Raw genomic sequence first — 13,840 nt, forward strand, 5'->3', positions numbered from 1 at the left:
GGCACGCTGTGTGCTGTCCTGAATGAATACGGGTTGTTGAACAATCCCGATCTTTCAGGAACTGCACACTGTGTCCATCGCCAAAGAAAACGGCCTGTCGCTGGCCGACCAGGTTGCCCACGAACTGCGCGAAGACATCATCGGCGGACGGCTGTTGTCCGGCATGCCGTTGGTGGAAAGCGAACTGGTGCGTGGTTATAACGCCTCGCGCAACACCGTGCGCGAAGCGCTGCACCTGCTCGGCCGCGAGGGACTGACGACCTACGTCCGGCACAAGGGCGTCATCGTTCGTCGTCTGACCGTGGACGATGTACGTGACCTTTTCATGGTCCGCCGCACCCTTGAATCCCAAGCCATACTCACCGGCAAGCTGCTGGTCGATTCGTCTTCCGCGCGCATGGCAAATGCCATTGAAGCCGCCGAGCTGGCCAGCGAACGCGAAGACTGGCGCGCCTTTGGCACCCACAGCCTGCGCTTTCACCAGCAGGTCGTGGGCCTGTTGCACAGTCCGTCGTTCGATGAGTTTTTCACCAACATCGTGGCGCAGATGCGCCTGGTGTTTTCCGCCGCCCCCGACGAAGCGCGCTATCAGGCGCCCTGGCTGGCGCGCGACCGGCACATTCATCAGTTGCTGATCGACGGCCATCGCCACGAAGCGGGTGAAGCCATGGACAGCTACCTCAACGATTCCGAACACCAGGCGCTGGACCTGCTTTCGCGCGCTACCAGACACTGAACCAGGAGATTGCCATGTACAAAGATTATCCAGCCGCGTATCAGGTCAGCAAAGGCGCTGCGTTGCAGGTCGATACGGCGTTCTATGACCGTATTCGCGAGCGTCAGGACTGTCGCACGCAGGTCGAGCAGTTCGAGGTGCCGATTCGCACCGGGCGTGCCTGGAAGGTCAAGGCGGGACAGGTGTTCCGCGTCACGACGCCCGTGGGTCCGCAGGTGGGCGACTTCAACGTCTGGAACGCCAACGACCCGCGTGAGCGCATGTGGGCATCGCGTACCCGTCAGTTACAAGGGGCGCACGTGACCACCCATGATCGCCTGTGGTCGAACCTGCCGTTCCTGCGGCCGATGGTCACCATCACCGATGACAGCCTGGCGAGCTACGGCATCGATGAGCACGGCGGCCGCTTGCATGACCTGCTCGGGACCCGTTGCGACCCGTACGTGAACAAGATGCTGACGGGGGAGGATTTCCATCATCACTGCCATTCGAACCTGACCCGTGCCGTTTTGCCTCACGGCCTGACCGAGTTCGACGTCCACGATGTGCTGAACATCTTCCAGTGCACGGGCCTGAACCACGATGACATGTACTTCATGAAGGCCTGTCCGGCGCAGAAGGGGGATTATCTGGAATTCTTCGCTGAGATCGACCTGCTGTGTGCGTTGTCGACCTGCCCGGGCGGCGACCTGTCCCTGCCGATGTGGGGCCCCGATGCGCAGGACCCGCTGACCGTCTGCCGCCCGCTGGGCGTGGAAATCTACGACCTCGACGCGTCGCTGCTGCACGGGTGGGAGCAACCCAAGCGCGCGGAGTACAACGGCCTGCACGGCTTGAAGATCGACAAGGCGCAATGGGAGAAGTAAGCCTTACTGATGCGACAAGGTGGGGCTGCTGCGCCAAATTCCACGGGAGAGTCTCAGTCCATCGACCGGGTAGGCCGGGGCGCGTGGCGGGTGCAAGGCCTGTGGGAGCTGCTGGAGGTTACGACAGTGGCGAATGCGTAGGTGCAGTCACATCACCGGTAAATGACCCACCGCCTTCGCGGCCGTTGTAACCTGCAACGCCTCCCACAGGATTGATCGTTTTCACGCTCCGCGTTGGAATGCCTGTCAGGACGCTCTGCGTCCATGTTGACGCAGAGCGTCAGCCACTGCGTTACCCCGGGGAGCGTGGGAATGATCAGAGTATTCGCACGCTCACGTGCCAGGCGGGCGGAGATCGACCTCAAGCATCCCGCAACAGGTCATGGGCATTGAGCAGGCCGTAAGCGATTTCAGGGTTCTTTTCCAGGCCGCGCCGGATCGCCGCCGGGATCGCTGCGCGGGTCTTGCGGCACATGCCGGGCAGTTCGGCGATGTCGATGACGAGGCCGCGCATGCTGCGCACTTCATTGAAGCCGGGCGCAATGGCCAGGCGGATGCCGAGCAACTCGAACATGCGCCGCTGCATGTGCTCCAGATCGCTCAGGCTGGCGATGCTCTCCAGACGCTCAAGCAGACGCTTTTCCTCCTGACGGGTCAGGCACAGGATGCGCATGTCCGTGCCGGGGGTTTCCAGCAGGCGTTCGCGGTCGCAGGTGCAGGCGCCGGGCGGGCAGGGTGAGCGAATGGGCAGAGTGGGCGTCATGGGGTCTGATCATAGCGATGGTCGGGGCTGAATTACAGCCGGTTGTCGGCGCGCAGCACGCACCTGTCAACTGGCTTTCTGGTCAGGCCAATATGATTAAAACTTAATTGGTCTTGCCAATATGCAAATCGCTGTGTAGTTTTTTCGCAGCGGCGCCGAGCGCGTTACACGGGCCGGCGCATCCAGGATCACAACAACAATAGATCACGCCCAGTCACCCGCAGCGTTCGTCATCACCGCTGTGCCGGCGTGCATGGTCTGGAGAGAAAGCATGCTCACCGTCGTCTGCGAAACACCCGGCTCCCTGCTGGCCCAGGATCGTCAAAAGCCTGAGCGCGCGCCTGGCGAAACGCTGGTCAGGATCAAGCGCGTCGGGGTCTGCGGCACCGACCTGCACATCTTCAACGGCAATCAACCGTTTCTGGAATACCCCAGGGTCATGGGGCACGAATTCTCGGGCATTGTCGAAGAAAGCGAGGCGGGCAGCGGTCTGGTGGCGGGGGACGTGGTGTACGTGATGCCCTACCTGTCCTGTGGCGACTGCATCGCCTGTCGTCAGGGGAAAACCAATTGTTGCGTGCGCATTCAGGTACTGGGCGTGCATCGCGATGGCGCTTTTACCGAATACCTCAGCCTGCCGCACGCCTTTGTCCTCAAGGCGAACGGGATCACGCTGGACCAAGCGGCGATGATCGAGTTTCTGTCGATTGGCGCGCACGCGGTGCGTCGATCCGATATTCAGGCAGGGCAGCGTGCGCTGGTGGTCGGCACCGGCCCGATCGGCATGGCCGTGGCCATTTTCTCCCGCCTGCGCGGCGCGCAGGTCACGGTCCTGGACACCCGCGAGGATCGCCTGGCGTTCTGCAAGGCGCATCTGAAAGTCACCTCGGCCGTGTTGATTGGCGCCGAGGACAAGCAGCAACTGGAACACCTGACCCAAGGCGAATTCTTTGACGTGGTGTTCGACGCCACCGGCAACGCCAAGGCCATGGAGCGTGGGTTCGAGTTCATCGCGCACGGCGGCAAATACGTCCTGGTGTCCATCGTGCGCGACACTATCAGCTTCTCCGATCCTGAATTTCACAAGCGCGAAGCCACGTTGATGGGCAGCCGTAACGCGACGGTCGAGGATTTTCGTTACGTGGAGCAGTGCCTGCGCGACGGTTTGATTCCCGATGCAGCACTGAACACCCATCGCATGACATTGAGCGAAGTGCCGGAGCGTTTTCAAATGCTGCTTGACCCGACGCAAGGCGTGGTCAAGGCGATCGTCGAGTGCTGATCGCACGCATCGGGCAGAGATAAACGTCTGTGGGAGCGAATTCATTCGCGAAAAATGTTTCAGGCGCGGCTTATGTTACGGCTTCACCCCCGTATCGCGAATGAATTCGCTCCTACAGGTCCTCGAGCGTCGAATGGGCGGCGCGCATCACTTTGAAAGGGACATTGCATGAACCCTCCCGTTTCAACCCCGATCCTGCAATTTGGCACCAGCCGATTCCTTCAGGCACATGCCGACTTTTTTATTTCGCAAGCGCTCGCCAAGGGCGAGGCACTGGGCAAGGTGACGGTCGTACAAACCACCGCCAGTGCCGACAGCGCGCAACGTGTTCAGGCGTTGGCGAGCGGCGTCGGTTATCCGGTGCGGATCCAGGGCACGGAAGGCGGGCGCACGGTCGATGAAGAGTACTGGTCGTCGTCCATCGCCACGGCGCTGCACGCCGGGCGAGACTGGTCGCAGCTGCGTCGGGCCATCGTGAAGGACGTCGAGGTGGTGATTTCCAATACCGGCGACAAAGGCTATGTGCTCGATGCGGCAGACTCCACTGACCTGCTGTCGGCCAACGCGCCAGCGCCCGTGAGCTTCCCGGCCAAATTGCTGGTCTTGCTGCATGATCGCTGGTTGTTGAATCCACACAGCACGTTGTCGTTGTTCCCCTGTGAGTTGGTGTCGCGCAACGGCGATGTGCTGCGCGACCTGATCATTCGCCTCGCGACGGAATGGCAAATGGCGCCTGCGTTCATTGTGTACCTGAGCGACACCTGTCGCTGGGCCAACTCACTGGTCGACCGTATTGTTTCGCAGCCCATCCAGCCTGTCGGCGCGGTGGCGGAGCCCTACGCAATCTGGGCCATCGAGCGGCAGGAGGGGCTGCAATTGCCGTGCACGCATCCCTGCATCGTCCTCACCGACCAACTGGAACAATACGAGCAATTCAAGCTGTACATGCTCAATCTGGGGCACAGCTGGCTCGCCGAGCGTTGGCGGGTCGACGGGCGTGCGGCCGAGGAAACGGTGTATCAGGCCATGGGCGACGCAGCGTTGCGTCAGAGTCTTGAGGCGCTGTGGGAGGAGGAAGTGCTGCCGGTGTTTGCCGCGAAAGGAGAGCTGGCGCAAGCGCGGGATTATCTGGCCAGTGTGCGCGACCGTTTTCTCAATCCGTTTCTGCAACATCGCATTGTCGACATCGCGCAGAACCACGAGGAGAAAAAACGCAGGCGGTTCTTGCCGGTCGTCGAGCAAGGACGAAAGATCCCGGGATTGCTACAGATCCGGCTGGAACAGGCATTGGCGAGATAAGCCCGAAGGCGTCCGGCGTGCCGACGATGGCCGTTCACAGGCTTATCGTCGACACGCGGCGTCCGGTGTCAGTTGAAACTTTGGCGGAACACCAGCGCCTTCAACCCACCCTCAGGCTCCGCGTCGGCAAACTCCGGGGGATTCTCAAGTCGCCGTTCGAAACGCAGGCTCGGCGCTTCACGGGTCACCCCTTCAATCAAGAAATCGGCGCCCAATGCCGGGTCGTTCATGCAGGCCAACACGGTGCCGTGGGGGCTCAACAGCTCCGGCAGTTTGCGCAGGACGCGCTGGTAATCTTTGGTCAACAGGAAGCTGCCTTTCTGAAACGACGGCGGGTCGATGATCACCAGGTCATAAGGGCCGCCGCTCTTCACTTTGCCCCACGACTTGAACAGCTCGTGCCCGAGAAAACTGACCTTGCTCAGGTCGTGGCCGTTCAGGCGATGGTTGTCGCGGCCTCGGCTGAGCGCCGCCCGGGACATGTCCAGGTTGACCACGAACTCCGCGCCACCCTCGATGGCCGCCACGGAAAAGCCGCAGGTGTAAGCAAACAGGTTGAGCACCCGTTTGCCTGAGGCGTTGGCGCGCACCCAGTCGCGGCCGTAACGCATGTCCAGGAACAGACCCGTGTTCTGCTTCTTGCCGAAATCCACGAGGTAGCGCAAGCCGCCTTCGGTCAGGGTCCACTCGTCCGGCATCTCGCCTGCGAGCGCTTCGGTCAGGCTGTCCGGCAGGTAACGGTGTTGCAGCAACAGGGTGTGAGCCTGGCTGTTCTGCCACGTGGGCGTCCGCACGAGCTCAAAGAGCAGGCGTTTCAGCGCATCGAGGTCTTCGCCGGCAGGCTCCTTGAACAGCGACACCAGCACGACACCCTGCATCCAGTCCACGGTCAGTTGCTCGAGCCCTGGCCAGCGTCGTCCACGGCCATGGAACAGGCGGCGAGTTTCTGCGGGTGCAGGGGCGAGGGCGGTCAGCAGGTGTTCGTTGAGGGTGTTCAGCGCGTCGGCATTCATCGGGTGGCGGCGGGTCGGTCATGAGAAAGGGCGGCATTCTAAACCCAATCAGGGGGCAAGCGTCTGTAATGCGTCGAGGACCTGCCTCAGTCCCTTGTTCACCGGTTTGTCCTGACGCAGCACGATGCCCAGCGTCCGGTTCAGGGGGGGCGTCAGCGCCTGAACCTGCAAACCCCGTTGATGATGGGGCGCCGCCACCGACATGCGCGGCACGATGCTGTAACCCAGGCCAGCGGCGACCATTTCCTTGATGGCCTCGATGCTGCCCAGCTCCATCACCGGCTTGATACGCTGCCCCGCCTGCAGGAACCACTCATCGATCAGCAGGCGAGTGCTGCTAGCGGCTTCGAACAAGACCAAGGGCAGATCCAGCAGCGAACCCGCCGTGAGGTCCTTTGGAAGAGGACGTTGCTCAGCACTGAAAATCGCGACGAGTTCATCGTCCAGCAGTGGGGTGACCGACAGGCTGCGACCGGATGCGGGCAGGGTGACTAGCGCAAGGTCCAGGCGGTTCTCCTCCACTGCGCGCAAGATGCCGTCGGTGTTGCCGGTACTGACGCGCACATCCAGTGCCGGAAACTGCCGGCGCAAGGTTTGTAAAATCGGCGGAAGGAGATGGATGCAGGCCGTCGCGCCCGTGCCGATAGCGACTCGCCCGGCAACGCCCTGCGCGTGGCTCGACAGGTCAAGCAACGCGTCTTCGACCACGGCATCGATTCGACCAATGTGCTCCAGCAGCGTGCTGCCGGCGGGCGTCGGCTTGATGCGTTTACCGACGCGTTCGATGAGGCGCAGGTTCAACCGCTCCTCCAGCAGGCGGATGTGCAGGCTCACGGCTGGCTGAGTCAAACCGAGGCGCTGCGCCGCAGCGGAAAAGCTGCCGTGGTGGATAACATGGGCGAAGGAGTGAAGGTGATTAAGGTTGAGCCGCTGCATGGCAAAGTTTTACTGATGCTGAGGATGACAAATCATAGCTTTGTTTTGGGGTGGCAGCGCGTCATCATTGCTCACCTGCTTTTATCTTGATCCAGAAGAAGACCGCACATGCCTCACGACCTCATTTTGCGCGACGCCCTTGAAGACGACATGCCCGCCGTGCAGGCGATTTACGCCCACCACGTGATTCATGGCACTGCCAGCTTCGAACTGGAACCGCCGACCCTTGCGCAGATGTGTCAGCGACGTACGGACGTCCGTGGCCATGACCTCCCTTACCTGGTGGCCGAACTGGAGGGTGAGGTCGTCGGCTACGGCTACGCGACGCTGTATCGGCCCCGTCCGGCCTACCGTTTTACTGTCGAAGACTCCGTGTACGTACGTGAGGGTATGGCGGGCAAGGGCATCGGCCAGGCCCTGCTGGCGCTGATCATCGAGCGTTGCATCGCCGGTGGTCGTCGACAAATGGTCGCTGTCATTGGCAACAGCGAAAACACGGCCTCGATTCGGCTTCATGAGCGCCAAGGATTTCGTACTGTCGGCGTGTTTGAGTCAGTGGGTTTCAAGCACGGCCGTTGGCTGGACACGGTTTTGATGCAGCGCGAACTGGGTGAAGGCGCAGGCAGCGTGCCCCGTGGCTAGCCATCCGCTGGCTGTCGAATGGAGGGGCCGCTCAGTTACTGTCACTCACGCTTGGCCCATGAATGGGTGTATCGGGCGTATTACGTAATATGAGTGCTTCGCCTTTGTGCGCGACTCGTCATGTGATCGGGCGTTGCTCTGGCTGGCCCTGTTCATCGTCGTCCTCAGCGTCTGCGTGGCGCTGGTGCTCTGTTGTGGCGGACTCGTTTGTAAGGGTTTCAGGCACGCCTAACCACAGCAGCACGAAGGCGACGGCGGCAATGGCCGCCAGTGTGAGAAAGGCCGCGCTGTAACCGGCTTCGCGAATCACCAGACCGGCCAGGCCATTGCTCAAGGCCGCGCCCAGACCGAATACCGTTGAGATCGCACCCAGGCTGACATTGAAGCGTCCAGTGCCCTGGGTCAGGTCCTTGACCACCAGCGGCAGCAGTGCGCCGAAAGCGCCGGCGCCTATGCCGTCGAGCAATTGCACGCCCACCAGCCAGTACGGGTTGTCCGAGAGCACATACAGCACTCCGCGCAGCGGCAAGATCACGAAACCCGCCATCAACAGCGGTTTGCGTCCCCAGCTGTCTGCCTTGGCGCCAACCAGCCAGGCCACCGGCACCATCACCAGTTGTGCGGCCACGATGCACGCCGAGGTCAGTGGCGTGGCGAGCTGGAGGTCGATCTGTGACAGCTTCTGGCTGACCAGCGTCAGCATCGCGGCATTGGCCAGATGGAACAGCCCGCAACAGATCGCGAAGACCAATAACGGGCGGTTGTTCAGCAGCGCCGCCCATCCACTGGGTTGATCGTTCTCCCCCTTGTCACTGGGGTCGAAGCCTCGGGCCACTTCATGATCGATGGCATTACCGTCGACGAAGCTGACCGCGACGACGCTTGCCAAGGCCATGAACGCCATCAGATAAAACACCGCGATCGGCCCGAACAACCAGGAACAACCGCCCGCCAGCAGCGCCGCGCAAGCGTTACCCGCATGGTTCCAGGTTTCATTGCGGCCGGTACGCCGGGTGAACGCCTTGGGCCCGGTGATTCCCAGGGAAATCGCCGCGATGGCCGGCGCAAACACGGACCCTGCAATTGCGCTGAGGGACTGGGTGATGGCGACCCACGTAAAACTGTGGATGAATGGCAACACCACGCATCCGGCGGTCACCAACAAGGCCGCCACGACCACCACCATTCGCTTGCTGCGGGTGCGGTCAATCAGCGCACCCGCTGGCGTTTGGGTCACCAAAGCCGCTATACCGGCCAGGGTCATTACCAGCCCGATACTGGCCGGGTCCCATTTATGGACCGCCAACAGGTAGATCGCGAGGTACGGACCCAGCCCGTCGCGAACATCCGCCAGGAAAAAGTTGAGGCCGTCCAGTGAACGGTTGTTACGAAGGTCTGAATGACGCGCGGCGGATGGGCTGGTCAAGAGAGTTCTCGGGGTAAGCGCTCGTGCAACCGGAATGGGTGCCGCTCTTGCTTAATGACCGGGCGCCGTTGAGTTGGTTCGACGACCCTTCAGCAACTATTACCGGTTCGGTAAGAGACTTTATTGCCGCGACATTTGAATCGAGAACGGTGCAGGCATAAGCTTCGCGCCATTGATATCGCCCGGATGCGTCAGCCCGGGCGTTTTTCGGAAACTTTTCATCAGGAATTGCCATGTCCAGTCTGTTTCCCGCCGCCCGTCCACGTCGCCTGCGCAGCAACGCAAATTTTCGCGCGTTGTTCCAGGAAACCGAGTTCACGCTGAACGACCTGGTGCTGCCGATCTTCGTCGAGGAAGAAATCGACGATTTCGTGCCGATCAACAGCATGCCGGGCGTGCGTCGGATCCCCGAGTCGAAACTGGCCCAGGAAGTGGAGCGTTATGCCCGCGCCGGGATCAAGTCAGTGATGACCTTCGGTGTGTCCCATCATCTGGACGCCACTGGCAGTGACACCTGGCAGGAGAACGGTCTGGTGTCGCGGATGTCGCGCACCATCAAGGACGCCGTGCCGGACATGATCGTGATGTCCGACACCTGCTTCTGCGAGTACACCGACCACGGCCACTGCGGCGTGATGCACGGTGCGCATGTCGACAACGACGCGACCATCGAAAACCTCGGCAAGCAGGCGGTCATGGCGGCGCGCGCGGGCGCCGATGTCATTGCCCCGTCGGCGGCAATGGACGGCCAGGTCAAGGCCATTCGTGCCGCGCTGGACGCAGCAGGTTTTACCCAGACACCCATCATGGCCTACTCGACCAAATTCGCGTCGTCGCTGTACGGCCCTTTCCGCGAAGCAGGCGGTTCGGCGCTCAAGGGTGACCGCAAAAGCTACCAGATGAACCCGATGAACCGCCGCGAAGCCCTGCGGGAGTCGCTGCTGGACGAAGCCGAAGGCGCCGATGCCCTGATGGTCAAGCCCGCGGGCGCCTACCTGGACATCATTCGCGATATCCGTGAAGCCTCGAACCTGCCATTGGCGGCGTATCAGGTGAGCGGCGAGTACGCGATGATCAAGTTCGGCGCTCAAGCCGGTGCCATCGACGAGGGCCGCGTGGTCCGCGAAAGCCTGGGCGCGATCAAACGCGCGGGCGCAGACCTGATCTTCACGTACTTCGCGATGGATCTGGCGCTGAGCGGGATCTGATTCATACGCAGCAGAGAGTCTGTGGGAGCTTGCTGGCGAATGCGTTGGGTTAGCGACGTCGACCGTGAATGACCCACCGCATTCGTCCGAAGTGCGGCCCATACCCTCGTAACCTCGGACGTCTCCCACAGGGAGCCGGGTTGATGCGCGAACCTGTGTCCAGACCGCAGACCTGTGGGAGTGAGCTCGCTTTGGGCGGCATTCCGACGAATGCCGGGGCACATCCAATGAACCTTTCAGGGATGGCCCCGGTGTTCGTGAACGCATTCACGCTCACAGCGTTCGGTCGATCGACATGTCCGCTATCCCTGCCAGTCTTTGCTCGCCTCGGTGAGCATCTCTTCGATCAACACACCGAAACGCTGACTCAGCAGGCTTTGTGGCCTGTCTTCCGGCAGCAACAGGTAAGTGGAAAAACGGATCTGGGGCAGGAACGGGCGGGTTTCGATGCCCATGTGTACATACTCCAGTGCCACCATCGGGCTGACGATACTCACCCCCAGTCCCAGCGCCACCAACGAGCACACGGTCGCGGCATAGGGCGTTTCCAGGTTCAGCTTGCGATACTCCTTGTCGCCTGCGAACACACGATCCACGCGGGCTCGCGAGCCGTCACTCAGCGACAGCGAAATAAATTCCTCGCCTTTCAGATCCTCCGGTTTGACCGCCCTCAGCTTGCCTAACCGATGCCCCGTGGGGAACACACAGACCCCCGGCACGTCGCATATCTTGCGCGTGCGCACCCCGGGCATGTCCTCGCCGACATACGACGCCAGCCCCACATGGCAGAACTGCGAAGCCGCCCAGTGGGCAACCATCGGCGAATCGCTGGTGTGGATCGAAATGGCCGCTTCGGGATTCTCCTGACGAAAGCGCTGGATGACCTTCGGCAAAACGGTCAGCGACAGCGACGGTACCGCAGCGATGCGCAATTGCCCCGTCCCCCCACGGCGGATGTTCTGCGCTGACGTCTCCAGGTTTTGCAGACCGATGAATGCCCGCTCCACATCGGCGAACAGCGCCGCGCCTTCATCGGTGGGCAAGAGGCGGCCACCCACCCGTTCGAACAATTTGAAGCCACTGGCCCGTTCCAGTTGCGCAATCAGGCGGCTGATATTGGGTTGCGAGGTGTGCAGCGACTCGGCTGCGGCAGTCATTGAGCCGCTCAACATCACGGCGCGAAAGGCTTCGACTTGTTTGAAGTTCATGGCAGGCCATATCAATTCGGTATGGATGACCAATGTATTGTCATTTGTTGGCATGAGCCAGAGGCTTTATAACTGTTTTCGACATCGAAGCTTCCGCGCAGACGGACGCGATGTTCAAGCGCGTCTGATGTCCTCAGGGTGCGCTGTAAATCCCGCTGCTCTCTGCCCTTGAAATCGTTGCGTGACGTCACGTGGTGTGGCGCCGCGCTGGTAGGTAACCAGGAGGCAATATGTCGTTCTCATCCAGGCTGTTTTCGTTAAGCGTATTGGGCCGTGCACTTGCGCTCTCATGCGTCTCCCTGACAGGCATCGCACAGGTTCACGCGACGGATCTTCCGCCAGTGCCCGATGAAATAAAGGAAGCCGGCCAACTGCGTGCCGGGGTACGGTGCGACCAGCCGCCTTACGGTTTCCAGAACGGCAACGGCGAGTTCGCCGGGGTTGAAGTGGAAATGTCGCGGCAAATCGCGCTCTGGGCGCTGGGCTCCAAAGACAAGGTGATCTTCACCTGCGTCACCGCCGAGAACCGCGTTCCGCAGTTGTTGGGGCGCAAGGTCGACTTCCTCATCGCGACCCTCGGTGTCACGCCTGAGCGTCAACGGGTCATCGACTTCACCACACCGTATCGCTGGGGAGCGAGTGACGTGGTGGTCAAGAAGGACAGCCCGATCAAGTCAATCAAGGACCTCGACGGCAAGACCCTCGCCACGCTCAAAGGCTCGGTGCAAGCCAAGTGGTTTGAGGACCACATGCCTCAGGTCAAGACCCTGCGCATGAACAGTGCCGCCGACGCCTTGCAGACCTTTCGTCAGGGCCGTGCTGATGCCTATACCCATGACGCCGCAACACTGGTGGTGGTCGCGGCGAACGACAGCGATGCACGCCTGATCAACGAACCGTTCCAGATTTCCGATGCCGCCATCGGTGTGCGCAAGAACGACGAGCCATTACGCGACTACCTCAGCGCCGCCATCGCGAAGATGCACGAGGACAAGCTGTTCGGCGGTTGGGTGCGTCAGTACGTTCCGGAAAACATTCAGAGCTATTACCTGAGCGTATTCGAGCAAGCCAAACCCGCTGAAAAACTCTGACCGGGCGCTGTCATGGATTTCGATTTCAATTACCTGCTGGCGCAATGGCCTGCGCTGCTCGACGGTGTCCTGATGACACTCCGGGTCTCGCTGCTCGCCATCACCTTCTCCCTACTGATCGGCATCTTTGGTGGTGCGGCGCGGGCGATGCGCGTCCCGGTGCTGGCGCAGGTTGTAGCGCTGTACGTCGAGTTGATCCGCAACACGCCGATTCTGGTGCAGCTGTTCTTCATCTTCTACGGCCTGCCAGCGATAGGGCTCGAACTGTCGCTGTTCTGGTCGGGGGTGTTCTGTCTGTCGTTGTGGGCGGGCGCCTATCAGGTAGAGAACATGCGGGGCGGATTGGCCACGGTGGAGCACAAGATGCGCGAGGCGAGCATGGCCTTGAGCCTCAAGCCTCATCAGTATCTTTATCTGGTGGCCTTGCCGATCGCCTTTCGTACCAGTTTGCCGGCTGTGCTGAATACCGCGATCTCACTGCTGAAAAACTCGTCATACCTGCAAGCCATTGGCCTGGCGGAACTGACGTTCGTGGCGGTCGATCGGATCGCCACCGATTTTCGGGCTATCGAGATGTTCAGCGCCATCTGTGTGATGTACCTGACCCTGGTGGCGATTCTGTCGCTGTTGACCGGACGTTTGTCCGCCCACCTGCAACGTCCATTCAGGCACTGAGGTCCACATGAATTTTTTGGTGGAAAACTGGGGCTTCGTGCTCAAGGGACTGTGGATGACCGTGCGTCTGGCGCTGGTGATTCTGCTGTTTACCACGATCATCTCGGCGGTATTCGGTGTGCTGGCGACCCTAAAGAGTCGTCTGTTGCGCCTTGCCATTCATGGTTATGTCGAGCTGTTTCGCTCGATCCCGCTGATCGTCAACGTGTTCTTCATTTTCTTCGGCGCGCCGATGCTCGGACTCGATTTGAGTCCATTCGCGGCGGTGGTCACCGGTCTGACGTTGTGGGGCAGCGCCAACGGGATCGAGATCGTACGCGGTGGCCTGGATTCGGTATCCCGCCACCAGTGGAAAAGCGCGTGGACGTTGGGGCTGCGCCCCTGGCAGATCTACCTGCATGTGATTGCGCCGCAATCCATGAAAGCGATTCTTCCTGCGTACACGGGGTTGCTGACGATGTTGGTGCAGGCCACCTCTCTAGGGGCGCTGGTCGGCGTCGGCGAGTTTCTCAAGGTCGGCCAGATCATCGTCGAACGCTCCACCGTCATGACCGGTGTCAGCCCTGCGTTCAGTGTCTATGGGCTGGTGCTGCTGGTGTACTTCGTCATCTGTTCATTGCTGAGCTGGCTCAGCCGTTATCTCGAACGTCGTCTGGGCCGTCCGGCGATGCGCGTAACTCGTCAAGGGGTTTGAT

14 protein-coding genes are annotated in these 13,840 nt (G+C 61.0%); 9 read left to right on the forward strand and 5 right to left on the reverse strand.

What is annotated here, in order from left to right; all coding sequences use genetic code 11:
• Positions 1-70: 70 nt before the first annotated feature.
• Positions 71-736 (forward strand): GntR family transcriptional regulator, encoded by a 666-nt coding sequence (locus tag AB4N84_RS23715; protein ID WP_074750048.1) that lies wholly within the window; start codon positions 71-73, stop codon positions 734-736.
• Positions 737-750: 14 nt separating this feature from the next.
• Positions 751-1,602 carry an urea carboxylase-associated family protein gene (locus AB4N84_RS23720; RefSeq protein WP_074750050.1) on the forward strand — a complete coding sequence of 284 codons (852 nt, stop codon included), beginning with the start codon at positions 751-753 and terminating at the stop codon, positions 1,600-1,602.
• A gap of 361 nt (positions 1,603-1,963) precedes the next feature.
• On the opposite strand, the gene AB4N84_RS23725 is transcribed toward AB4N84_RS23720, so the two are convergent.
• The gene (locus tag AB4N84_RS23725) at positions 1,964-2,365 is read right to left on the reverse strand and encodes a hypothetical protein (RefSeq protein ID WP_074750052.1); all 402 of its coding nucleotides are present in this window, start codon (positions 2,363-2,365) and stop codon (positions 1,964-1,966) included.
• A 271-nt stretch (positions 2,366-2,636) separates the two neighbouring features.
• Here AB4N84_RS23725 and AB4N84_RS23730 point away from each other — a divergent pair, with 271 nt between their 5' ends.
• Entirely contained in the window at positions 2,637-3,647 is a 1,011-nt protein-coding gene (locus AB4N84_RS23730) for a zinc-binding alcohol dehydrogenase family protein (RefSeq protein WP_460043470.1), read from the forward strand.
• Positions 3,648-3,815: 168 nt separating this feature from the next.
• The gene (locus tag AB4N84_RS23735) at positions 3,816-4,946 is read left to right on the forward strand and encodes a mannitol dehydrogenase family protein (RefSeq protein WP_460043472.1); all 1,131 of its coding nucleotides are present in this window, start codon (positions 3,816-3,818) and stop codon (positions 4,944-4,946) included.
• Positions 4,947-5,014: 68 nt separating this feature from the next.
• Here the strand turns inward: AB4N84_RS23735 and AB4N84_RS23740 are convergent, their stop codons facing one another.
• A complete protein-coding gene (locus AB4N84_RS23740; protein ID WP_460043474.1) occupies positions 5,015-5,959 on the reverse strand; it encodes a class I SAM-dependent methyltransferase in 945 nt (314 codons plus the stop codon).
• Positions 5,960-6,007: 48 nt separating this feature from the next.
• Entirely contained in the window at positions 6,008-6,895 is an 888-nt protein-coding gene (locus AB4N84_RS23745) for a LysR family transcriptional regulator (RefSeq protein ID WP_460043476.1), read from the reverse strand.
• Positions 6,896-7,003: 108 nt separating this feature from the next.
• Here AB4N84_RS23745 and AB4N84_RS23750 point away from each other — a divergent pair, with 108 nt between their 5' ends.
• A complete protein-coding gene (locus AB4N84_RS23750) occupies positions 7,004-7,537 on the forward strand; it encodes an N-acetyltransferase family protein (RefSeq protein WP_460043477.1) in 534 nt (177 codons plus the stop codon).
• A gap of 118 nt (positions 7,538-7,655) precedes the next feature.
• Here AB4N84_RS23750 and AB4N84_RS23755 read toward each other — a convergent pair whose 3' ends face one another.
• Complete coding sequence (locus AB4N84_RS23755; protein ID WP_460043479.1) at positions 7,656-8,963, reverse strand: MFS transporter; 1,308 nt, start codon at positions 8,961-8,963, stop codon at positions 7,656-7,658.
• 233 nt (positions 8,964-9,196) lie between these two features.
• Between AB4N84_RS23755 and hemB the strand changes: the two genes are divergently transcribed.
• A complete protein-coding gene (gene hemB / locus AB4N84_RS23760; protein ID WP_074750064.1) occupies positions 9,197-10,171 on the forward strand; it encodes a porphobilinogen synthase in 975 nt (324 codons plus the stop codon).
• Positions 10,172-10,473: 302 nt separating this feature from the next.
• Here the strand turns inward: hemB and AB4N84_RS23765 are convergent, their stop codons facing one another.
• On the reverse strand, positions 10,474-11,379 hold the full coding sequence (locus AB4N84_RS23765; protein ID WP_074750066.1) for a LysR substrate-binding domain-containing protein: 906 nt from the start codon (positions 11,377-11,379) through the stop codon (positions 10,474-10,476).
• Positions 11,380-11,609: 230 nt separating this feature from the next.
• Between AB4N84_RS23765 and AB4N84_RS23770 the strand changes: the two genes are divergently transcribed.
• Genes AB4N84_RS23770 through AB4N84_RS23780 form a run of 3 tightly spaced genes read left to right on the forward strand, consistent with a single transcriptional unit; the run spans position 11,610 to position 13,839 of the window.
• Positions 11,610-12,470, forward strand: coding sequence for a transporter substrate-binding domain-containing protein (locus AB4N84_RS23770; RefSeq protein ID WP_460043480.1), 861 nt, complete (start codon positions 11,610-11,612; stop codon positions 12,468-12,470).
• Positions 12,471-12,482: 12 nt separating this feature from the next.
• Positions 12,483-13,145 carry an amino acid ABC transporter permease gene (locus AB4N84_RS23775; RefSeq protein ID WP_074750070.1) on the forward strand — a complete coding sequence of 221 codons (663 nt, stop codon included), beginning with the start codon at positions 12,483-12,485 and terminating at the stop codon, positions 13,143-13,145.
• Between the two features lie 7 nt (positions 13,146-13,152).
• Positions 13,153-13,839 carry an amino acid ABC transporter permease gene (locus tag AB4N84_RS23780; protein ID WP_460043482.1) on the forward strand — a complete coding sequence of 229 codons (687 nt, stop codon included), beginning with the start codon at positions 13,153-13,155 and terminating at the stop codon, positions 13,837-13,839.
• The last annotated feature ends 1 nt before the right edge of the window (position 13,840 follow it).

Source organism: Pseudomonas sp. S2_H01, assembly GCF_054668305.1.